The 21,689-nt window shown below is 69.0% G+C and carries 18 protein-coding genes; 2 read left to right on the top strand and 16 right to left on the bottom strand.

What is annotated here, in order from left to right; translation table 11 throughout:
- Positions 1 to 2: 2 nt before the first annotated feature.
- The 11 genes from bamB to BN948_RS04670 all read right to left on the bottom strand — a co-directional run bounded on the left by bamB (position 3) and on the right by BN948_RS04670 (position 10,980).
- A complete protein-coding gene (bamB, locus tag BN948_RS04720; protein WP_009517624.1) occupies positions 3 to 1,124 on the bottom strand; it encodes an outer membrane protein assembly factor BamB in 1,122 nt (373 codons plus the stop codon).
- Positions 1,121 to 1,780: a YfgM family protein gene (locus BN948_RS04715; RefSeq protein WP_009517623.1), complete on the bottom strand. Its 660-nt coding sequence runs from the start codon at positions 1,778 to 1,780 to the stop codon at positions 1,121 to 1,123. Before BN948_RS04715 ends, bamB begins: the two co-directional genes overlap by 4 nt.
- A 50-nt stretch (positions 1,781 to 1,830) precedes the next feature.
- The gene (gene hisS / locus BN948_RS04710) at positions 1,831 to 3,126 is read right to left on the bottom strand and encodes a histidine--tRNA ligase (protein WP_009517622.1); all 1,296 of its coding nucleotides are present in this window, start codon (positions 3,124 to 3,126) and stop codon (positions 1,831 to 1,833) included.
- Positions 3,127 to 3,143: 17 nt separating this feature from the next.
- Complete coding sequence (gene ispG / locus BN948_RS04705) at positions 3,144 to 4,403, bottom strand: flavodoxin-dependent (E)-4-hydroxy-3-methylbut-2-enyl-diphosphate synthase (RefSeq protein ID WP_009517621.1); 1,260 nt, start codon at positions 4,401 to 4,403, stop codon at positions 3,144 to 3,146.
- A gap of 8 nt (positions 4,404 to 4,411) precedes the next feature.
- On the bottom strand, positions 4,412 to 5,326 hold the full coding sequence (locus BN948_RS27445; protein WP_009517619.1) for a RodZ domain-containing protein: 915 nt from the start codon (positions 5,324 to 5,326) through the stop codon (positions 4,412 to 4,414).
- Positions 5,319 to 6,122, bottom strand: coding sequence for a type IV pilus biogenesis/stability protein PilW (gene pilW, locus BN948_RS04695; RefSeq protein ID WP_050980637.1), 804 nt, complete (start codon positions 6,120 to 6,122; stop codon positions 5,319 to 5,321). The genes BN948_RS27445 and pilW overlap by 8 nt, the downstream gene beginning before the upstream one ends.
- 35 nt (positions 6,123 to 6,157) lie before the next feature.
- A complete protein-coding gene (gene rlmN, locus BN948_RS04690) occupies positions 6,158 to 7,309 on the bottom strand; it encodes a dual-specificity RNA methyltransferase RlmN (protein WP_009517617.1) in 1,152 nt (383 codons plus the stop codon).
- Positions 7,310 to 7,316: 7 nt separating this feature from the next.
- Positions 7,317 to 7,742 (bottom strand): nucleoside-diphosphate kinase, encoded by a 426-nt coding sequence (ndk, locus tag BN948_RS04685; protein ID WP_009517616.1) that lies wholly within the window; start codon positions 7,740 to 7,742, stop codon positions 7,317 to 7,319.
- An 80-nt stretch (positions 7,743 to 7,822) separates the two neighbouring features.
- Positions 7,823 to 9,052, bottom strand: coding sequence for a 23S rRNA pseudouridine(2605) synthase RluB (rluB, locus tag BN948_RS04680; protein ID WP_009517615.1), 1,230 nt, complete (start codon positions 9,050 to 9,052; stop codon positions 7,823 to 7,825).
- Positions 9,018 to 9,818 carry an SMC-Scp complex subunit ScpB gene (scpB, locus tag BN948_RS04675; protein ID WP_009517614.1) on the bottom strand — a complete coding sequence of 267 codons (801 nt, stop codon included), beginning with the start codon at positions 9,816 to 9,818 and terminating at the stop codon, positions 9,018 to 9,020. The genes rluB and scpB overlap by 35 nt, the downstream gene beginning before the upstream one ends.
- A 124-nt stretch (positions 9,819 to 9,942) precedes the next feature.
- Positions 9,943 to 10,980 (bottom strand): RluA family pseudouridine synthase, encoded by a 1,038-nt coding sequence (locus tag BN948_RS04670; RefSeq protein WP_009517613.1) that lies wholly within the window; start codon positions 10,978 to 10,980, stop codon positions 9,943 to 9,945.
- Between BN948_RS04670 and BN948_RS04665 the strand changes: the two genes are divergently transcribed.
- Positions 10,979 to 11,794: an outer membrane protein assembly factor BamD gene (locus BN948_RS04665; RefSeq protein ID WP_035620615.1), complete on the top strand. Its 816-nt coding sequence runs from the start codon at positions 10,979 to 10,981 to the stop codon at positions 11,792 to 11,794. The two genes, BN948_RS04670 and BN948_RS04665, sit on opposite strands and share 2 nt — an antisense overlap.
- On the opposite strand, the gene BN948_RS04660 is transcribed toward BN948_RS04665, so the two are convergent.
- Positions 11,754 to 13,763: an ATP-dependent DNA helicase gene (locus BN948_RS04660; RefSeq protein WP_162182740.1), complete on the bottom strand. Its 2,010-nt coding sequence runs from the start codon at positions 13,761 to 13,763 to the stop codon at positions 11,754 to 11,756. The genes BN948_RS04665 and BN948_RS04660 overlap by 41 nt on opposite strands.
- A 42-nt stretch (positions 13,764 to 13,805) precedes the next feature.
- Between BN948_RS04660 and BN948_RS04655 the strand changes: the two genes are divergently transcribed.
- Positions 13,806 to 14,564 carry a PP2C family protein-serine/threonine phosphatase gene (locus BN948_RS04655; protein ID WP_009517610.1) on the top strand — a complete coding sequence of 253 codons (759 nt, stop codon included), beginning with the start codon at positions 13,806 to 13,808 and terminating at the stop codon, positions 14,562 to 14,564.
- Positions 14,565 to 14,801: 237 nt separating this feature from the next.
- Here the strand turns inward: BN948_RS04655 and zapE are convergent, their stop codons facing one another.
- From zapE to BN948_RS04635, 4 genes are all read right to left on the bottom strand, one after another.
- Positions 14,802 to 15,899, bottom strand: coding sequence for a cell division protein ZapE (gene zapE / locus BN948_RS04650; RefSeq protein ID WP_009517609.1), 1,098 nt, complete (start codon positions 15,897 to 15,899; stop codon positions 14,802 to 14,804).
- 7 nt (positions 15,900 to 15,906) lie between these two features.
- A complete protein-coding gene (lpdA, locus tag BN948_RS04645; RefSeq protein ID WP_009517608.1) occupies positions 15,907 to 17,334 on the bottom strand; it encodes a dihydrolipoyl dehydrogenase in 1,428 nt (475 codons plus the stop codon).
- 10 nt (positions 17,335 to 17,344) lie between these two features.
- Positions 17,345 to 18,598, bottom strand: a complete 1,254-nt coding sequence (odhB, locus tag BN948_RS04640) for a 2-oxoglutarate dehydrogenase complex dihydrolipoyllysine-residue succinyltransferase (RefSeq protein ID WP_009517607.1) — start codon at positions 18,596 to 18,598, stop codon at positions 17,345 to 17,347.
- An 83-nt stretch (positions 18,599 to 18,681) separates the two neighbouring features.
- The gene (locus BN948_RS04635; protein WP_035620611.1) at positions 18,682 to 21,573 is read right to left on the bottom strand and encodes a 2-oxoglutarate dehydrogenase E1 component; all 2,892 of its coding nucleotides are present in this window, start codon (positions 21,571 to 21,573) and stop codon (positions 18,682 to 18,684) included.
- Positions 21,574 to 21,689: the final 116 nt, after the last annotated feature.

Here is a 21,689-nt window from a genome sequence, read left to right as displayed (position 1 = left end):
TCTTATTCGGGGCGCCAGGCGTAGAGCGCACCGCGCGCGGTCATGACAACCAGGGCGTCGCCGGCCAGCAGGGGCTGCGACACGATGGCCGAACCGTCGGTGGACAGGCGAGCCATTTCGCTGCCGTCCTCGCGCGAGAGGACGTGCACCAGGCCGCTACCGTCGCCCACCGCGATCACGCGGCCCAGGGCCAGCGGCGCACTCAACTGGCGGTTCTTGAGGCGTTCGGAGGTCCAGGCCTGTTCGCCGCTGTCGCGCCGCCAGGCCAGCAGGGTGCCGTTGCTTTCACTACCGAACACCAGGCGATCGTCGCCATGCACGCCCACCACACCCTGGGCCGGCTTGGTCCAGATGACCGAGCCACGCACGCCGTCGAGGCAGCCCACCGCCGCGCCATAGGCGCGCACGCAGACGTTGGCGCCGATGCGGCCCACGGGCGCCACCACATCCACGAGGCGCTCGACCTCGTTCGTGCCGCGCGACGTGGCCACCAGGGACTCCCAGCGCACCGAGCCGTTGTCGGGGTTGAGGCCGACCAGGCGGCCGGACACGCCGGCCACCAGTGTGTCGCCCACGGCCGCCAATGCGGCCGGCTGATTGAGCGTGAGCGGATCGCCCGTGCGGGTCTGGCCCCACAGGCGCGCGCCGTTGGCGGCATCGTAGGCCACCACGGTGCGGTCGGCCGTGAGCACGAAGACCCGGCCGCCCGCCACCAGAGGTGGCGTAAAGGAGCGTGCCGGCAGGCGCACGCGCCAGCGGGACTCGCCGTCGGCGATGGCCACGAGCACGTTCTCGGCGGTGATCACGGCGGCGGTCTGGCCGTCGCTGCCCACACCGGTGGACAGGCGCGTGCGCAGATCGAGGCGCCAGACGTCGGCGCCGGTACTGGCGTTGATCGCAGCCACCACGCCCGTGGCGCCCGCTGCGTAGACGCGGCCACCGGCGTGCACCGGCACAAAGCCCGACCCGCCCTCGCCTACGCTGGCGGTCCAGATCTGGCGCACGCCCATCAACTGGGCCGCCGGGCCGAGGTCGGCCGGTTGCGGCTTCTTGGGCCCGGAGGAACAGGCTGCGAGCGTGAGTGCGATCGCGAGGCACAGGCTGGCGGCAGTCAGGCGCTTCATGGCTTGGCCCCCGCGTCCACGGCCACGCCCAGGGAGGCCAGCTTCACGGCCACCAGGCGGCGCAATTCGTTGCCTGCGTCGAGCGCTTTCCAGGCTGCCTCGTACTGGGCCTTGGCCTCGTCGGCCTTGCCCTGCGCCAGCAGCACGTCGCCGCGGCGATCGGCCAGCAGCGGCTCGAAGGCGGCCGGCGCCTTGGCCTGCAGCACCTGCAAGGCAGCGTCGGGCTTGCCGGCCTGCAACTCCACCGAGGCCAGGCGCAGGCGGGCAACGGCCTGCAGGCCTTCGTCCTTGCTGTCGTTCAGCACGGCCTGCAGCGTCTCGCGGGCCTGGTCGAGTTGACCGCCCTCGAACTGGGCCTTGCCCGCGAGCAGGCTGGCTTGGGCGGCAAAGGTGGTGCCGCCGAAATCGGCGCGCATGTCGGAGAGCACACGGCCGACACGGTCCAGATCCTTGGACTGCACGGCGCGATCGACTTCCTCGTACAAGACCGCCGCCTTGGCCGACTGGTTGCGCTGCCACCAGTTCCAGCCGTTGTACGCGGCGAAGGAGCCGAAGACCACGATCAGCGCCCAACTGATGAGGTTGCCGTACTTGGCCCAGAAGTGTTTGAGCTGGTCGAGCTGTTCCTGCTCTTCGAGGTCGAGGTGTTTGGCCATGGGTACTGGACGGACGCGAAAGTGCTGGATTGTAGGTAGGCGGCGCGCGCTCAGTCGGCGCGCAGGCGGACCGCGATGGCGGCCGGATCGGTCAGGGGCAGCGTCAACTGCGCCGCAGTGGCGTCGCGCTCGCCGCGCAGGGGCTTGAGCGCCACCTGGCCCTGGGCGAGTTCGTCGGCGCCGAAGATCAGCGCGAAGCGCGCGCCACTGGCGTCGGCCTTCTTGAACTGCGACTTCATGCTGCCCATGCCCTCGGAAGCGGCGGCGTGCATCTGCACGCGCGCGCCGGCCTGGCGCAGGGCGCGCAGCAGCGGCATCACGCGCGGCAGCGTGGCGGCGTCGGGCACCACGGCGTAGGCGTCGGGCGTGGGCGGCTCGGGCAGGCGACCCTGCTCCTTGAGCAGCTCGAGGATGCGCTCCATGCCCAACGCCCAGCCCACGGCCGGCGTGGGCTTGCCACCGATCTGCTCGAACAGGCCGTCGTATCGGCCGCCCGCGCACACCGTGCCCTGCGAACCGAGCTGGCTGGTGACGAACTCGAACACCGTGAGGTTGTAGTAGTCCATGCCGCGCACCAGGCGCGGGTTGACTCGGTAGGCGATGCCATGGGCATCCAGCAGGGCCTTCACGCGGTCGAAGTGCGCCAGCGATTCAGGCCCGAGGTGGTCGATGAGCCGTGGTGCCGCGTTCACCATGTCCTGCATGGCGGGGTTCTTGGTGTCCAGGATGCGCAGCGGATTGCTGTGCAGACGGCGCTTCGCGTCCTCGTCCAGGCGATCGGCGTGGGATTCGAGGTAGGCGATCAGCGCCTGCCGGTGCGCTTGACGCTCCGCCGGCTGGCCCAGGCTGTTGATCTCGAGCTCGATGCCGGAGAGGCCCAGCGCGGCCCACAGATCGCTCGCCAGCACGATGAGTTCGACATCCACGTCGGGCCCGGCGAAGCCCAGGGCCTCGGCACCGAACTGGTGGAACTGGCGGTAGCGGCCGCGCTGCGGGCGCTCATGCCGGAACATGGGGCCCATGTAGTACAGGCGCTTGGGGCCTTCGTAGAGCATGTTGCTCTCGAGCGCGGCGCGCACCACGCCCGCGGTGTTCTCGGGCCGCAGCGTCAGGTGCTCGCCATTGAGCTTGTCCTCGAAGGAGTACATCTCCTTCTCGACGATGTCGGTGACCTCGCCCAGGCCCCGCACGAACAGGGCGGTGGGCTCCACGATGGGCGTGCGCACATTGCGGTACCCGTAGCCCGCCATGAGTGCGCGCAGCTTGTCTTCCAGCCACTCCCAGTGCGCCGACTGCGGAGGGGCGATGTCGTTCATGCCTTTGACGGCAACCAGTTTCTCGGCCATGAAAATCCCGGGTTCGTTCAGGCGTGCACGCCGCCGAACCGCTTCTCGATGTAGTTTTCGACGATGGTCTGGAACTCGCGAGCGATGCCTTCACCGCGCAGCGTGACAGCTTTCTGGCCGTCGATGAACACCGGTGCGGCGGGCGCCTCGCCGGTGCCGGGCAAGCTGATGCCGATGTCGGCGTGCTTGCTCTCGCCCGGGCCGTTGACGATGCAGCCCATGACCGCGACCTTCATGCCCTCGACGCCGGGGTAGCGCTCGCGCCAGACGGGCATGGACGCGCGCAGGTAGTCGTCGATCTGCTTGGCCAGCTCCTGGAACGTGGTGCTGGTGGTTCGGCCACAGCCGGGGCAGGCGGTGACGCTGGGCACGAAGCTGCGCAGGCCCAGGGCCTGCAGGATCTCCAGACCCACCAGCACCTCCTGCGTGCGCGATTCGCCGGGCTGCGGCGTGAGCGAGATGCGGATGGTGTCGCCGATGCCCTGCTGCAGCAGCACCGACAGCGCGGCTGTGGAAGCGACCGCGCCCTTGGTGCCCATGCCGGCCTCGGTGAGGCCCAGGTGCAGGGGATAGTCGCAGCGCTGCGCCAGGGCCTGGTAGACGGCGATGAGGTCCTGCACCGCGCTGACCTTGCACGAGAGCACGATGTTCTCTCCGGGCAGGCCGATTTCCTCGGCCTTCTTCGCCGAGTCGATGGCCGAGGTGATCAGGGCCTCGTACATCACCTGTTTGGCGTCCCAGGGCTGGGCCCGCGCGTGGTTCTCGTCCATCAGGCGAGCCAGCAGGTCCTGATCGAGACTGCCCCAGTTCACGCCGATGCGGATGTGCTTGCCGTGGCGCGCCGCGATCTCGACCATCTGCGCGAACTGGCGATCGCCTTTCTCGCCGCGACCCACGTTGCCGGGGTTGATGCGGTACTTGGACAAGGCCTCGGCGCAAGCCGGGTGGTCGGTCAGCAGGCGGTGGCCGTTGTAGTGGAAGTCGCCGATCAGCGGAACGGGAATGCCCATGCGGTCCAACTGCTCGCGGATGTGCGGCACGGCCTTGGCGGCCTCGTCGTTGTTGACGGTGATGCGCACGAGTTCGGAGCCGGCCTGGGCCAGTTCCTTCACCTGGATGGCGGTGGCGATGGCGTCGGCCGTGTCGGTGTTGGTCATCGACTGCACGCGCACCGGCGCGTCGCCGCCGATGCTCACACCGTGGTCGCCCCAGCGCACCACGCCCTGGCGCGTGCGGCGCGGCGCGGCCTGTGGCAGGGGAATAGGGGTGTTGGACATGACGGAACTCACTTGGCCTCGAAACGGGCCACGTCGTTGCGCGCGATCGCCCTGGCGTCGAAGGCGCGGCCGCGCACGTTGACCTGCACCGCACTGGCCTTGCCCAGCACCACCGCGTACGGCGGAGCGGCGGAAAACTCGACGCGCTCGCCCGCTTGCAGCAGGCGTTGCAGCACCACGTTGCCGGTGCCGTTCGTGACCTCGGCCCAGGATTCTTCCCTGGCTTCGATCTGCAGCACCGTGGCGCTGGAAGCCGGGGCCGCTGCAGTCGCCTGGGGCGTGGCCGTCACGGCGGGTGCAGCGGGCGCCTCGGTGGCCGGGGCACCGTCTTCGGCTGGCGCGGTGGTTTCCTCGCTCGCCGGTGCGCCGGGGGTTGCGGCAGGGACGGTGTCCGCGGGTTGGAAGATGGGTAGTCCGGGCGCCGCCGCAGGCGCTGCCGGCGCGGCTTCCTGAGCCGTGTTCTGCGCTGCGTTGTCGGCTGTACCCGCGGATTCCATGTCGGGCAGGAACATCACGACCAGGGCCGCCAGCAGCAAGGCGATGGTGCCCAGCAGCGCGGGCTTCGACAGCCAGGTCAGCGGGCTGGCCGCCGGCGCCTCGCTTGCGGGCTTGAAGGGCGCGTTGATCGCGCTCTCGCTGCCACGCAGCGCAGGCGCGGGATTCTGCGGAATCTGCTCCAGCACCGGCGCCGGGTCGATCTTGAGCTGGCGGCAGGCGCTGGAGGCCAGGGCGCGCGCGAAGGTGAGGTCAGGCAGTTCGTCGTACCGACCCGCTTCGAGGGCCTCGAGCTTGCGCACCGGCACCTTCAGCGCCGCGGCCAGCGCGGCGATGTGCAGGCCCGCGGCCTCCCGCGCCTCGCGCAACAACACCGGGCGACTCACCGCCGCTGGCGATTCGAGGGTCTGCTCCTCGAACTCACTCATTGAATGCCCCTCGCTGATACGCCGCCCACTGGGTGGACTGCGGAAAACGCCGCCCCAGTTGCTGGGCAAGTTGTGCGGCGGCCACGTCGTTGTTCATCTGGCGCTCGACCTTGATGCCCAGCCACAGGGTCTCGGCGTTGGCCAGTTCGGAGTTGTTGACGCGGCGGATGATGAATTGCGCGCCCTGGTGGTCGCCCCGACGGTGCTTCAGGCTGGCCAGGTTGTAGGCGGCGATCGGGTTGCTGGCGTCGAATTCGTAGGCGCGCGACAGCGTCGCCTCGGCGTCCTGCAGCTTGCCGGCCCGGATCTGGCACACCCCCTGGACCAGCCAGGTGCGCGAACGCCCGCCGTAGGTGGGATTGGCCAGGGCCTGGTTGAACATGTCATCGGCCGGCGCATAACGGCCCTGCTCGCACAGGAACAGGCCATAGGCGTGTTGGGCCTGCGCGTCGCGCGAATTGATCTGCAACGCGCGACGGAAGCTCTCCTCCGCCAGCGCAGCGTCGTTAAGGCGCATGTACACCAGCCCGCGCAGGATGTAGGCCGGACCGTAGTTGGGGTCGGCCGCCAGCGAGAGCTTGATCTCGTCCAGCGCCACGGTGGTCTGACCCTGTTCGTAGTAGCTCGCGGCCAACTCGTAGCGGATGCGCGCGCGACGCACCGCCGGTGGCTCGTCCGACGCGGTGATGGGCTCCACGCCCGGCGTGGGCGAGGCAGACACGCGCGGGCCCTGCGACGCGCAACCGGCCAGCCACACCAGCGCCAGGACCATGGACAAGAGCCACAGCGTCCTCATGGTTCGGGCGGGAAGCGGACGGTTCGCTGCTTGGGTCATGCCTGCCTTTCCTTCTTCGGGGTCATCAAACGAATGGGGTGAACCGACTCACGACGCCGCGCCATGCGGCGCGCGGCATCGGTGCGGTCCAGCACGTCGCCGGCCAACTGGCCACAGGCAGCGTCGATGTCGTCTCCGCGCGTCTTGCGAATGGTGGTGACAACGCCGCCTTCGTTGAGCAGTTGGCCGAAGCGCTGCACCACGGCGCGCGGTGAGCAGCGCAGGCCGGAATCGGGGAAGGGGTTGAAGGGAATGAGGTTGAGCTTGGCGGGCACGCCGCGGCCACCGTGCTCGCGCAGCAGCCTGAGCAGCGCCTGCGCGTGCTCGGGCTGGTCGTTCACCCCGTCGAGCATGCAGTACTCGAAGGTGACGAAGTCGCGCGGCGCGGCCGGCAGGTAGCGCAGGCAGGCGTCGAGCAGCTCGGCGATGGGGTACTTGCGGTTCAGGGGCACGAGGTCATCGCGCAGCGGATCGAAGGGTGCGTGTAGCGACACGGCCAGGGCCACCGGGCAGTCCTGCGCCAGGCGGTCCATCATGGGCACCACGCCCGAGGTGGACACGGTCACCCGGCGGCGCGACAGACCGTAGGCGTGGTCGTCGAGCATGACCTTGAGCGCGGGCACCAGCGCGTGGTAGTTCTGCAGCGGCTCTCCCATGCCCATCATGACCACGTTGGTGATCACGCGTTCCCCGGGGCGGTTGAGGAACACGCGCAGGAAGAACTCGGCGTACCAGAGCTGGGCAAGGATTTCGCCGGTGGTGAGGTTGCGCGAGAAGCCCTGGTGCCCCGTGGAGCAGAAGCGGCAGCCCACGGCGCAGCCCGCCTGCGAGGACACGCACAGCGTGCCTCGGTCGTCCTCGGGAATGAACACGGTCTCGACGGCGTTGCCGTCACCGACGTCGAACAGCCACTTGATGGTGCCATCGGCCGAATCCTGACGCGACAGCACCTTCAGGCCTTCGATGCGCGCCACGCCGGGCAACTTCTCGCGCAGGCTGCGCGCGAGGTCAGTCATCTGGGAGAAGTCGGATGCACCGCGCTGGTGGATCCAGCGAAAGAGCTGGACGGCGCGGAAGCGCTTTTCGCCCAGCCCTTCGCAGAAGGCGGCCAGCCCCTCGAGATCGAAGTCGAGCAGGTTGACCGTCATGACATGATCAACGCGAGTAGACGTTCATGCCAGGGAAGAAGAAGCCCACTTCCACGGCGGCCGTCTCGGGCGCATCGGAACCGTGAACCGCATTGGCGTCGATGCTGTCGGCGAAGTCGGCGCGGATGGTGCCGGCGGCGGCTTTCTTCGGGTCGGTGGCGCCCATCAGGTCGCGGTTCTTGAGAATGGCGCCTTCACCTTCGAGCACCTGGATCATCACCGGGCCGCTGATCATGAAGTCGACCAGGTCCTTGAAGAAGGGACGCGCGCTGTGCACGGCGTAGAACTGCTCGGCTTCACGGCGCGAGAGGTGGGCCATCCTGGCGGCCACGACCTTCAGGCCGGCGGCCTCGAAACGGGCGTAGATCTGGCCGATCACGTTCTTGGCGACGGCGTCGGGTTTGATGATCGAGAGGGTGCGTTCGATGGCCATGGGTTTCCTGAAGTTTTTGAGTGCGATCGGAGCAGCGGACCCGTGGTCCGCAAAGCCCGCCATTCTACATGGCGGAAGTGTCAGCCCCGGGGGCGACGCCCCTGAGGACGCGGGGGTTTGGCGGGACCTTTGCCCCCCTCGCGGCGCTGGCGCTGCACGGCGTCGTGGCCGATGTAGCCCTGGCTGGTTTTCATGGGGTCGGGCTGGCCGCCCGAGGCTCGCCCGCGCGCGGGTGAGCCTTCGTCCCGACGGCGCGGGGCCGACGCCTTGGGCGGGGGCGATTTGGGTCCTGGCCCATGGCGGCGGCGCGCCGTGGCCGGGGCCGGGGCGTCCTCGCGCGGCGCGCGAGGCGCACGCACGCCGGCGGCCTGGGCCAGGCGCTGCACGTCGCGCTCGCCGAGCTCGATCCAGGCCCCGCGCGGCAGCCCACGCGGCAACACCACGGCCCCGTAGCGGATGCGGATCAGTCGGCTCACGGCGTGGCCCACGGCCTCGAACAGGCGGCGCACCTCGCGGTTGCGTCCTTCACCGATGGTCACGCGGTACCAGCAGTTGGCGCCCTCGCCGCCCCCGTCCTCGATGGTCTGGAATTGCGCCGGGCCGTCCTCCAGTTGCACACCGTCGAGCAGGCGCTGGCGCTCCTCGTTGGAAATGGCGCCCAGCACGCGCACCGCGTACTCGCGCTGCAGGCCGAAGCTGGGGTGCATGAGGCGGTTGGCCAGCTCGCCCGCGTTGGTGAACAGCAGCAGACCCTCGGTGTTGAGGTCGAGGCGGCCCACCGACTGCCACTTGCCCTGGTACAGGCGCGGCAGGCGACGAAACACCGTGGGTCGGTTCTGCGGGTCGTCGTGCGTCACCACCTCACCCGCGGGCTTGTGGTACGCCAGCACGCGCGGCGCGGGGGGCTGCAGGCGCACGCGCAGGGGCTTGCCGTCCAGGCGGATCTGGTCGCCGTGCTGAATGCGCTGGCCCACGTGCGCGGGCTCGCCGTTCACGGACAGGCGGCCCTGCACGATGAGTTGCTCCATCTCCACCCGCGAGCCCAGGCCGGCCTGGGCCAGCACCTTGTGCAGTTTGGGCGATTCGGCCTCGGGCGCGAGCACGCGCTTGGCTGGCTCAGCGGCCGATTCAGGGGACGCGTCGGGGGCTTGCGACTGGGCCTCGTCGAAGGCGCCGCTGACGACCTCGTCGAAGCTCAGGGCGTCGGCCTGGGGCGCGCGCCGGGGGCGTTGCGGGCCGGGTCGGTCGGTGCGGGGCTTGTCGCCGCGGGGCCGGTCAGGCCGGGGTTTGCGTGGGGTGGCCGGGCTCATCGGTGTCGTCCTCGGGGGCGGGTTCGCCGGCGGCGGGTGCCTCGACGTCGTCCGGTTCATCAGGGGGCGTGTCAGCGGCGGCGCGGGGGGCGTCGTCGGCGTCGGCCGGGTTGTCGGTGTCGGCCGGCACTGGCGCAGCGGCGTCCGGCGCCGCCGCATCGGCCAGCGGGCCGTCACCCTCCTCGGCCGGCACCGGCAACTGCGCCGCCGCCAGGCTCTCGAAATCGAGCGAGCCCAGCGACGATTCCTGCACCTCGCTGGCCTCCAGCGGGGGCAACTGGTCGAGCGAGCTCAGGCCGAGGTCGTCGAGAAACTGGCGCGTGGTGGCGAACAGCGCCGGGCGGCCCACCGTTTCCCGGTGGCCGATCACCTCGACCCAGCCGCGGTCCTCGAGCTGCTTGAGGATCATCGAGTTGATGGTGACGCCGCGGATGTCTTCCATGTCGCCGCGCGTCACGGGCTGGCGGTAGGCAATGATGGCCAGCGTCTCCAGCGTGGCTCGCGAGTAGCGCGGCGGCTTCTCGGGGTGCAGGCGGTCGAGGTAGTGCCGCATCTCGGGCCGGCTCTGGAAGCGCCAGCCGGTGGCCACGGACACCAGCTCCACGCCACGGCCAGTCCAGTCGAGTTGCAGGTCGGCCAGCAGGGACTTGAGGGTATCGGCCGCGAGTTCGCCGTCGAACAGCACCGAGAGTTCGCGCACCGTCATCGGTTGCGCGGCACAGATGAGGGCCGTCTCGAGGACACGCTTGGCATCCGTGGTGTTCATGATGGTCTTGGTCGCTCGGCGCCGGGGCCGCGAATGAGGGCACTGGGTGGGCGCAGACCGGCGCTGAGGCCCGGCCGCAGGTCGCGGCACCGGCCACGACGGAAGAAACGCCTGCGCGGGCGGATCAGTCGATCAGGCCCTGGCCGGCAGGGGGCGGATTGTACCGGAGGCCCCCGGCCGCCAAGGCGGCGGACAGGTCCTCGGGCGGGTCGCGCCAGTAGGCCAGCGGCGCGCCGGACACCGGGTGTGACAGGCGCAAGGAAATCGCGTGCAGGGCCTGTCGCTGCAAACCCCACAGGGGCCGCCCCCCATAGAGCGCGTCGCCCACCAGCGGGTGCCCCAGCCAGGCCATGTGCACGCGGATCTGGTGCGTGCGCCCGGTGTGCAGCTTGCACGCCACCAGCATGGCGTCATCGGATCGGTCGAGCGCGAGGAAATCGCTCTGTGCGGGCTTGCCCGCCCCTTCCCCCACCACCGCCATGCGCAGGCGGTTGCGCGGGTCGCGGCCGATAGGTTCGCGCACGCTGCGCAGGCCTTCGTGGCGCCAGGCGCCGTGCGCAATGGCCAGGTACTGGCGTCCCACCTCGCGCGCGGCAATGGCATTGACCAGCGCCTGCATGGCCTGGCGCGACTTGGCCACCATCATCAGGCCCGAGGTGTCCTTGTCGAGCCGGTGCACGATGCCCGCGCGCGGCAGCGCGGCGGCGCCCGCGTGATGCGCGAGCAGGCCATTGAGCAGGGTCCCGCCCCAGTGTCCGGCAGCCGGGTGCACCACCAGGCCGGCGGGCTTGTCGATGACCAGCAGGTGCTCGTCCTCGAACACCACGTCCAGCGCCATGGGTTCGGCCACGAAGGCGCGCGCCTGCGGCGTGGGTCGCAGCGTGACCTGCACGGCGTCGCCTGCCGACACTTTGGTCGACGCCTTGGCGCAGGGCTTGTCGCGCCAGAGCACGCCACCATCGGCCAGCAACTGCTGCAGGTAGGAGCGCGAGAACTCGGGCACCAGCGTGGCGAGTGCGCGGTCCAGGCGCCAGCCGTGCAGTTCCGCGGGCACCTCGTGGCGGCGCAGCTCGGCCTGTTCGTCCCAGGCCTCGCCCTCTGGCGACACCCACCCGGCCGATATACTGTCCGCTTCGTTCAACGAGTCCTGTTCCAGCGCCATGCCCTTGAAGTTGAGCCGTGGATTATCGGCCCCGTCCCTGGCCGCCATCGCCCTGGCGGCGCTGCTGCAGGCCTGCAGCACGACCCCGGTCGACGAAACCATCGGCTGGAGCCCGAACCGCCTGTACAGCGAGGCGATTGACGAACGCGACGCCGGCAACTTCGAGCGCGCCGTCACGCTGTTCGAAAAGCTCGAAGGCCGCGCCGCCGGCACGCCGCTGGCGCAACAGGCCCAGCTCGACAAGGCCTACACCCAATACCGGGGCGACCAGCCCGCACAGGCGCTGGCCACGCTGGACCGCTTCATGCGCCTGCACCCGGCCAGCCCGGCACTCGACTATGCGCTGTACCTCAAGGGCCTGGTCAACTTCAACGACAACCTCGGCCTCTTCGGCGCGCTCGCGCGGCAGGACCTGTCCGAACGCGACCAGAAAGCGGCCAAGGAATCCTTCGAATCCTTCCGCGAACTGAGCACGCGCTTTCCCGAGTCGCGTTACACCCCCGACGCCGTGGCGCGCATGCGCTACATCGTGAACTCGCTCGCGCAGTACGAAGTGCACGTGGCGCGCTACTACTTCACCCGTGGCGCTTACGTGGCCGCCATCAACCGCGCGCAATCCGCTCTCACCGACTACACCGACGCACCGGCGCTTGAAGAAGCGCTGTCGCTCATCATCCGTTCGTACGACGCCCTGGGCATGCCCCAGTTGCGCGACGACGCCGAGCGCGTGATGCGCGCGAGCTACCCGGACAGTGAGTACCTCAACGGCGGCGTCAAGAAGCGCTCGGGCGATCCGTGGTGGAAGATCTGGTGAGCGCCTCCAGCTCACCCAGCCAGGCCTGAACCTCTCCCTCGGTGTCCAGCCAGCGGCAGGCGGGCAGCGCCGCCAGCAAGGCTGGGCCGTAGGCGCGCCGGCGCAGACGCACGTCGCCGATCACGATCAGGCCCCGGTCGCCCGCGCGGCGGATCAGGCGCCCGGCGCCCTGCCGCAAGGCCATGGCGGCGTCGGCCAGTTGCACCGACGTGAACGGATCGGCCCCGACCGCGCGGGCGCGCTCCAGGCGCCGCTGAAGCCAGGGGTCGTCGGGCGGGGCAAAGGGCAGTTTGTCGATCACCAGCAGTTGCAGGGCCTCGCCCGGCACGTCGATGCCCTGCCACAGGGCGCCGCAGGCCACCACGATGGTCGGCGCGCCGCCACCGGCGTGGCGCAAGGCCTGCAGCGCCGCGTGCGTGGGCTTGTCGCCCACCAGCAGCACCCGCCAGCCTGGCCGCCCTCGCGCCTGCAGGGCCTGCGCCAGGCGCTGCGCCGCGCGGCGTGTGGTGGCCAGCACCAGACAGCGCCCGCCCAGCAGCTCGATCCACGGCACGATGCGCTCGGCCAGCGCCTGTGGGTGCGTGGCTTCGGCGGGCTCGGGCAGGCCTTCGGGCACGTAGAGCGCCGCGGCACCTGGGTCTTCGTCGCCCACGCGCAAGCGCAGCGTGCGCGGCGACCAGTCCGCGCCCACGGCCAAGGCATCGCGGTGCCACAACAGGGCCTCGTCCTGCCCCAGCGTGGCCGAGGCGTGCACCACGCTGCGCGCGCCCAGCGACGTGCCCGTGACCAACGCGTGCGCGGCCAAGGCGTCGTTTTCCACCGCCGGGCGCAGGCAGGCCCAGTCCTCACGCGATTGCCAATCCAGCCAGACGGCCGCCGGGTCGTCGCTGCTCAGCAGGGTGTGCAGCACCGCCGCCGCTGCGCGGGTTCGTTCCAGCAACCGCCCCAGACGCGGATCGGCGTCCGCACTGGCCCGCAGCGCGGCCTGCGCCGCAGCGACCGCCGTCGCCAGGCGCCACGGCGCCTGGCGATCGCCCAACGGCCAGGCTTGGCGACCCTCGCGCGACACTGCGGCACCCAGGGCCTGGGCCAGGCCGCGCGTCGCCACCTGGCCGTCGTGCGCCAGCAGCCGCCAAGCCTGCAGGCCGCGCAGCGGCCCATCGGCCAAGGCGGTGAGGTCGGCCCACAGGCGCTGCAGCGCCGTGTGCTCGATCACCTCGGCATCGAGCCGCGCGCGCAGGCCATGCAGGGCATGCGCCTCGTCGAACACCACCACGTCCACCTCGGGCAGCAGCCGGGGACGCCCGCGTCGCTGCCGCTGCAGCTCAGCCAGCCACACGTGGTGGTTGATCACAACCACATCGGCCGCCTGCGCGGCGCGGCGCGCGCGCTCCACGTGGCATTCGGCCCAGCGCGCGCAGGCTTGGCGCGCGCAGTTCTCGCTGGTGGACGTGACGCGACCGTGCAGGCCGGCGATGGTGTCCACGCCGGCCACCTGATCCAGATCACCATCGCCGCCGCGCTCAGCCCACAGCAGCAGCTCGCGCAGCCAGGCGTGTTCGGCCGGCGCGCCGATGCGCGGGCCCATGTCCACCGCGGCTTGCAGGCGGGCCAGGCACACGTAGCGCCCACGGCCCTTGAGTACCGCCACGCGCACCGCCTGGCCTGTGGCACTGGCCAGCCGCGGCAGGTCGCGCTCGGCCAGTTGGCGCTGCAGCACGTGGGTGCTGGTGGAGATGACCGCGCGGCGGCCCGACAGCAGCCAAGGCAGCAGGTAAGCCAGGGTCTTGCCGCTGCCGGCCGGTGCCTCCACCAGCAAGGCGCCACCCTCCTCCACGGTCTGCGCGACCGCTTGCGCCATCGCGGCCTGCGCCTCGCGCGCGCGCCACTCGGGCCAGGCGCGGGCCAGCGCGCCCTCCGGTGCGAGCGCCTGCGCCACGCGGGCCATCAAGGGAGAAGTGGATACCATTGCGTCCACCGCGCCCCCGCCGCTCCAACCGATTGAATCCATATGAGCAAAGGCTATCGCATCCTGGCATCGACCGGCATCCACAAGGGTGACCGCGACTATCAGCAGGACCAGGTCGAGCTGATGCAGCACACGCGCATCCCCAACTGCCTGCTGGCCGTGCTGGCCGACGGCATGGGCGGGCGCAGCGGGGGGCGCAAGGCGTCCGATCAGGTGATGCTCACGGCACGCCAGCTCTTCAACCGCTTCGACCCGGAGACCGACGATCCGCGCGCCCTGCTCAAGCAGATCGTCAACGAGTCGCACATGGTCATCAAGCTGACGGCGGTGTCGGCCGAGCAGGAGCCGCACAGCACGGTCGCGGCCTTCTTGCTGTTGCCCAACGGCGAGAGCCACTGGGCGCACGCGGGCGATTCACGCGTTTACCACTTCCGCCAGGGCAAGCTGCTGCACCGCACCACCGACCACTCCTACGTGCAGACGCTGGTGAACCAGGGAGAGCTCACCGAGCAGGAAGCCCTGGACCACCCGCACGCCAACATCCTCATGGGCTGCCTGGGCACCGAGAACGACCCGCCGATCGACCTGCACGCGGTGCCCAAGCTCAACGCGGGCGACGCGCTCATGGCCTGCAGCGACGGCATCTGGCACTACTTCTCACCCGAAGAACTGGCCAGCACCATCGCCATGCTCTCGCCGCGCGAGGCCTGCGAGTTTCTGATCCAGAAGGCACGTACACGGGCGCGGGGGACGGGAGACAACCTCTCCCTTGTTGTTGTCAAGCTGGATCCGTTGATCTGAATCCCCTTCGCGCTTAGGTCTCTAGCGCACGCTCGCGGTCGCGGGGTGAGGTAGCGTTTGCGAGCACATGAGACGAGTGCCAACGAGGTCGGTGGTGGACGGGGTGTGCGGCGCAGCGAAGTAAAGGCGGAGCCAAGGGCGCAGCCCTTGGCGGGGGACATGAGCGGAGCCGCACACCCCGGCCGCCACCGACCGGCGCAGCCGGAGCACGGAAGCCCCCGGAGCAGCCGGAGAAAATCAGGTGAGCGCCGTATCCACCACCCGGTGCGGCAACGCCAAGTACTCCTGCGACTGCATCTCCGTCAGCCGGGACACTGTACGAGGAAACTCATGCGACAGCGGCCCTTCGAGGTAGAGCTCCTCCGGCGGCACGGCGGCGGATAACACCAGCTTGCAGCAACGGTCGTAGAGCACGTCCACCAGCCAGGTGAAGCGCCGCGCCTCAGACGCCATGCGCACCGACATCTGCGGCACGTTGGACAGCAGCACCGTGTGGAACTCGCTCGCGATCTCCAGGTAGTCGTTCTGCGATCGCGGCCCGCCGCACAGCGTGCGGAAGTCGAACCAGATCACGCCCCCCGCGCGCCGCACCGCCTGGATCTGCCGCGACTCGATGCCCATCACCGGGTTCAGGTCGCCGGCTTCGGCGAGCTGGTTGAACGTGGCCTCCATCGCGGCCTCGGCCTCCGGCCCCAGAGGCGTGTGGTACAGCGCGATGTGCGTCAGCGTGCGCTGGCGGTAGTCGGTGCCGTTGTCAACATTCACCACCTCCAGCCGCTCCTTCAGCAGCCCGATCGCGGGCAGGATGCGGTCGCGGTGCAGGCCGTCGGGGTAGAGCTGGTCGGGGTGGAAGTTGGACGTGGTGACGAAGCCCACGCCGTTGCGGAACAGCGAGTCCAGCAAACGGTGCAGGATCATCGCGTCCGTCACGTCGGCCACGTGGAACTCGTCGAAGCAGATCAGCTTGTAGCGCTTGGCGATGCGCTCGCCGAGCACATCCAACGGGTTCTGCGTGCCCTGCAGGTCGCGCAACTCACGGTGCACCTCGCGCATGAATTCGTGGAAGTGCAGCCGCGTCTTGCGCTTGAGCGGTACAGCCTGGAAGAAGCACTCCATGAGGAAGCTCTTGCCGCGCCCCACCCCGCCGTACATGTACACGCCACGCGGGATGTCGGGCCGGTTGATGAGCTTCTTCAGCGCGTTGGAGCGCTTGCTCTTGTAGTGCGCCCACTCGTTCGCGCAGCGCTCCAGCGCGTCCACGGCCCGCAACTGGGCCGGGTCGGGCGTGTAGCCGCGCTCCTTGAGCGCGGCCTCGTAGGCGCTGCGGACGCTCAAGGCGGTGTCAGAAGTTCAGCGTGCGCTTGTCGACGGCCAGCGCGGCTTCCTTCGTCGCCTCGGACAACGAGGGGTGCGCGTGGCAGATGCGCGCGATGTCCTCGCTGCTGGCCTTGAACTCCATGGCCACCACGGCTTCCGAGATGAGCTCGCTCGCCATGGGACCCACGATGTGCACGCCCAGGATCTCGTCGGTGGCGGCGTCAGCCAGGAACTTGACCATGCCGGTGGTGTCGCCCAGCGCGCGGGCGCGGCCGTTCGCCAGGAACGGAAAGGTGCCAGCTTTGTAGGCGGCGCCACGGGCCTTGAGCTGCTGCTCGGTCTCGCCGACCCAGGCGATCTCGGGGCTGGTGTAGATGACCCAGGGGATGGTGTTGAAGTTGACGTGTCCGTGCTGGCCAGCGATGCGCTCGGCCACGGCCACGCCCTCTTCCTCGGCCTTGTGGGCGAGCATGGGGCCACGCACCACGTCACCGATGGCCCACACGCCCGGCAGGTTGGTCTTGCAATCGCCATCAACCACGACCGCACCGCGCTCGTCGAGCTGCAGGCCCACGCCCTCGGCATTGAGGCCGATGGTGTTCGGCACGCGGCCGATGGAGACGATGAGCTTGTCCACCTCCAGCGTCTGGGCCTCGCCCTTGGCGTTGGTGTAGGCGATGCTGACGCCCTTCTTCGCGCTCTTGATCTCGCCGACCTTCACGCCCAGCTCGATCTTCAGGCCCTGCTTGTCGAAGGCCTTCTTGGCTTCCTTGGCGATCTGCTCATCCACCGCGCCCAGGAAGGTGGGCAGGCCTTCGAGGATGGTCACCTCGGCGCCCAGGCGGCGCCAGACCGAACCCATTTCCAGGCCGATCACGCCCGAGCCGATCAGGCCCAGCTTCTTCGGCACGGCGCCCAGGCGCAGGGCGCCGTCGTTGGAGAGGATGTTTTCCTCGTCGAAGGCAGCACCCGGCAGCGCGCGGGCATTGGAGCCGGTGGCCACGATGACCTGCTTGCCGATGAGGGTGTCGTCCTTGGCGCCCTTGACAGCGATTTCGTAACCGCCGTCAACCGCCTTCACGAACGAGCCACGGCCATGGAAGAACGTGACCTTGTTCTTCTTGAACAGGTACAGGATGCCGTCGTTGTTCTGCTTCACGACGGCGTCCTTGCGGCCCACCATCTTGCCCAGGTCGAGCTTGACGCTGCCCACGTTGATGCCGTGGTCGGCGAAGTGCAGGTTGGCGTGCTCGAAGTGCTCGCTGGACTGCAGCAGCGCCTTGGACGGGATGCAGCCCACGTTGGTGCAGGTACCGCCCGGGGCCGGGCCGCCGGCCGCGTTCTTCCACTCGTCGATGCAGGCGACCTTGAAGCCGAGTTGCGCGGCGCGGATGGCCGCGATGTAGCCCCCGGGGCCGCCGCCGATGACGATGACGTCGAATTGCTGGCTCATCGTGCGGTCCTCAGATGTCGAACAGGAGGCGGGCCGGGTCTTCCAGCGCTTCCTTCATGGCGACCAGGCCCAGCACGGCTTCGCGTCCATCGATGATCCGGTGGTCGTAGGACATGGCGAGGTAGTTGATCGGGCGGATCACGATCTGCCCGTTTTCCACCACGGCGCGGTCCTTGGTGGCGTGCACGCCCAGGATGGCCGACTGCGGCGGGTTGATGATGGGCGTGGACAGCATGGAGCCGAACACACCGCCGTTGCTGATGGAGAAGGTGCCGCCCGACATCTCTTCGATGCCCAGCTTGCCGTCCTTGGCCTTCTGGCCGTACTCGGCGATCTTCTTCTCCACGTCGGCGAAGCTCATCTGGTCTGCGTTGCGCAGGATGGGCACCACCAGGCCACGCGGCGACCCCACCGCGATGCCGATGTCGAAGTAGCCGTGGTAGACGATGTCGTTGCCATCGACGCTGGCGTTGAGCACCGGGTACTTCTTGAGCGCGTGCACCGCCGCCTTGACGAAGAAGCTCATGAAGCCGAGCTTGACGCCGTGCTCCTTCTCGAACTTCTCCTGGAATTTCTTGCGCATCTCCATCACCGGGGCCATGTTGACCTCGTTGAAGGTGGTGAGGATGGCGTTGGTGGACTGCGATTGCAGCAGGCGCTCGGCGATGCGGGCGCGCAGGCGCGTCATGGGCACGCGCTCCTCGGGGCGGTCGCCGAGGTTGGGGCCGGCCACCTGCACCTGCGGCAGGGCCTTGGTGGGGGCGCCCGTGGGCGCCGCGACGGGCGCGGCCACCTTGGGCGCGGCCATCGCGCCGAGCACATCGCCCTTGGTCACGCGGCCATCCTTGCCGGTGCCGGCCACGGAGCCCGAGGCCAGGTTGTTGTCGGCCATCAGCTTGGCAGCGGCGGGCATGGCCACACCAGCCTTGCTGGTGGACGCGGCTGCTGCGGCAGCGGGCGCCGGAGCGGGCGTGGGCGCGGCGGCAGCGGGCGCGGCCGCCGGGGCGGCGGCACCGGCCACGGCGGCGGTGTCGATGCGCGCGATCACCTGCTCCGCGACCACGGTCGCACCGTCGGCCTGCAGGATTTCGGTGATCACACCGCCGGCGGGCGCCGGGGTCTCCAACACGACCTTGTCGGTCTCGATCTCGATCAGGATTTCGTCGGCGGACACCGCCTCACCGACCTTCTTTTTCCACTGCAGCAGCGTGGCCTCGGCCACCGATTCGGACAACTGCGGGACTTTGACTTCAACGATTGCCATGTTCTGTTCCGTGCGTTCGTTCTAGGGGAAGCGTCGGGCGCGTGGCGGCGCGAGCGCGAGGCCGCGCGCCCGACAGACTGTCTTTATTTGGTGAGGATGAAGCCCTTGAGCTTGCCGAAGGCGGCGTCGATCAGTTGCTTCTGCTGCTCCTGGTGCAGGTGGGCGTAACCCACCGCCGGCGAGGCCGAGGCCGTGCGGCCGGCGTAGCCGAGCTTCTGCCCGTCGAGCATGTTCTCGTGGATGTAGTGCTGCACGAAGAACCAGGCGCCCTGGTTCTGCGGCTCGTCCTGGCACCACACGATGTCCACCGCGTTGGCGTAGCGCTTGACTTCGGCGCTGAAGGCCTTGTGCGGGAACGGATAGAGCTGCTCGACACGGATGATGGCCACATCGTCGCTGTCTTTCTCCTCGCGTTTTTTCACCAGGTCGTAGTAGACCTTGCCCGAGCACGCGATGATGCGTTTGACCTTGGCCGCGTTTTTCACCACCTCGGCGTTCTGCTCGGGGATGACGGTCTGGAAGCCACCCTTGGTGAACTCGGACAGCGGCGAGGTCGCGTCCTTGTTGCGCAGCAGGCTCTTGGGCGTGAACAGCACCAGCGGCTTGCGCAGCGGGCGCACCATCTGGCGGCGCAGCACGTGGAAGATCTGGCTGGCCGTGGTGGGCTGCACCACCTGCATGTTGGTGTCGGCCGCCAACTGCATGAAGCGCTCCAGGCGAGCCGAGCTGTGCTCGGGGCCCTGGCCTTCGTAGCCGTGCGGCAGCATCATGGTGATGCCGTTGACGCGACCCCACTTCACTTCGCCGGACGCGATGAACTGGTCGATCACCACCTGGGCGCCATTGACGAAGTCGCCGAACTGCGCTTCCCAGATCACCAGGGTGTTCGGGTCATTCGAGGCGTAGCCGTACTCGAAGCCCAGCACCGCCTCCTCAGAGAGGATGGAGTCGATGACCACGAACGGAGCCTGGTTCTCGGCCACGTTCTGCAGGGGAATGTAGGTGCCCTCGTCGTACTTCTCGCGGTTCTGGTCGTGGATGACGGCGTGGCGGTGCGTGAACGTGCCACGGCCGCAGTCTTCACCCGACAGGCGCACGGGGAAGCCGCTGGCCACCAGCGAGGCGAAAGCCATGTGCTCGCCCATGCCCCAGTCCACCGGGATGTCGCCACGGGCCATGGCCGCGCGGTCGGCGTACACCTTCTTCACCAGTTGGTGCGGCGTCACGGTGTCGGGAATGGTGGTGATGCGCTCGGCCAGGCGGTTCCATTCGGTCAGCGGAATGGCGGTGTCGGCGCTGTCGGTCCACTTCTTGCCCAGGTAGGGGCTCCAGTCGACCGCGAACTTGCTCTTGAAGTTGGTGAGCACCGGGTCCACCGTGTGGCGGCCCTCGTCGAGCGCGGCACGGTAGGTCTTGACCATGTCGTCGCCCAGCGTTTCGCCCAGGCCCTGGGCCGCGAGGCGCTCGGCGTAGAGCTTGCGCGTGCCGGGGTGCGCCGCGATCTTCTTGTACATCAGCGGCTGGGTCAGGCTGGGGGTGTCCTGCTCGTTGTGCCCCAGCTTGCGGAAGCACACGATGTCGACCACCACATCCTTCTGGAAGGTCATGCGGAAATCGAGCGCGAGCTGGGTGGCGTACACCACGGCCTCGGGATCATCGCCATTCACGTGCAGCACGGGCGACTCGATCATCTTCACGATGTCCGAGCAGTACAGCGTGGAGCGGCTGTCGCGCGGGTCGGAGGTGGTGAAGCCGATCTGGTTGTTGATGACCAGGTGCACCGTGCCGCCGGTGGAATAGCCACGCGTTTCGGCGAGCGCCAGGGTTTCCATCACCACGCCCTGGCCGGCGAAAGCGGCGTCGCCGTGCACCAGCACGGGCAGCACCTGCTTGCCCAGCGGGTCGCCGCGGCGGTCCATGCGGGCGCGCACCGAGCCCTCGACCACCGGGTTCACGATCTCCAGGTGCGAGGGGTTGAAGGCCAGCGAAAGATGCACCGGGCCACCGGCCGTGGACACGTCGGAGCTGAAGCCCTGGTGGTACTTCACGTCACCGGCGGGAAGGTCTTCCGGCGCGGTGTGGTCGAACTCGGCGAACAGGTCCTTGGGCATCTTGCCCAGGGTGTTGACCAGCACGTTGAGGCGGCCGCGGTGGGCCATGCCGATGACGATTTCCTGTATGCCGGCCTGGCCGGCCTGCTGAACCAGTTCGTCCATCGAGGCGATGAAGCTCTCGCCGCCTTCAAGCGAGAAGCGCTTCTGGCCGACGTATTTGGTGTGCAGGAAGCGCTCCAGGCCTTCGGCGGCCGTCAGGCGATCCAGGATGTGCTTCTTCTTCTCGGCGTTGTAGCTGGGGCGCGAGCGCGTGGTCTCCAGCTTTTCCTGCCACCAGCGTTTCTGGTTCTGGTCGGTGATGTAGTTGTACTCGGCACCCACGGAGCCGCAGTACGTTTCACGCAGCGCGTTGAGCAGGTCGCGCAGCGACATGGTCTCGCGGCCGAAGAACGTATTGCTGGTGTTGAACACCGTCTCGTAGTCGGCGTCGGTGAAGCCGTAGAACGAGGGTTCGAGCTCGGGGATGTGGGGACGCTCGGCGCGCTTGAGCGGGTCCAGGTCGGCCCAGCGGGCGCCCACGTTGCGGTACGCGGCAATGAGCTGTTGCACCGCGACGCGCTTGCGGCCCAGGTCGGAATCGGCACCGGAGGCGACCACCACGGTGGTGCCGCCCTGCTTGGCGCGTTCGGCGAAGGCGTTGATGACCGGCAGGTGCGGGACGTCCTTGGCGTTGCTGCCGTCGACCGCGGGAACGTGCTGGAGGGCGTCGAAGTACTCGCGCCAGTTGTCAGGCACGCTGGTGGGGTTGGCGAGGTAGTTCTCGTACATCTCCTCCACGTACGGCGCATTGCCGCCGAAGAGGTACGAGTTGCCCTGGTAGGCAACGTAGATGTTGCCCGCGTTCGATGGGGTATCGCTCATGGATCCGCTGACCTCCGTCTTCCTCGGGAAGACATTAGCTGGTTAAGACAACCTTCCGCGACACGGCTGGACCGGTTGGCGGATGCGACAGTGCTTGGAAGGACCTGACTGCGGAC

Source organism: Hydrogenophaga intermedia (assembly GCF_000723405.1).
In the GTDB taxonomy this organism is placed as follows: Bacteria; Pseudomonadota; Gammaproteobacteria; order Burkholderiales; family Burkholderiaceae_C; genus Hydrogenophaga; species Hydrogenophaga intermedia.
The sequence above is the reverse complement of the archived record's forward strand: the minus strand, read 5'-3'. Positions and strand labels throughout refer to the sequence as shown.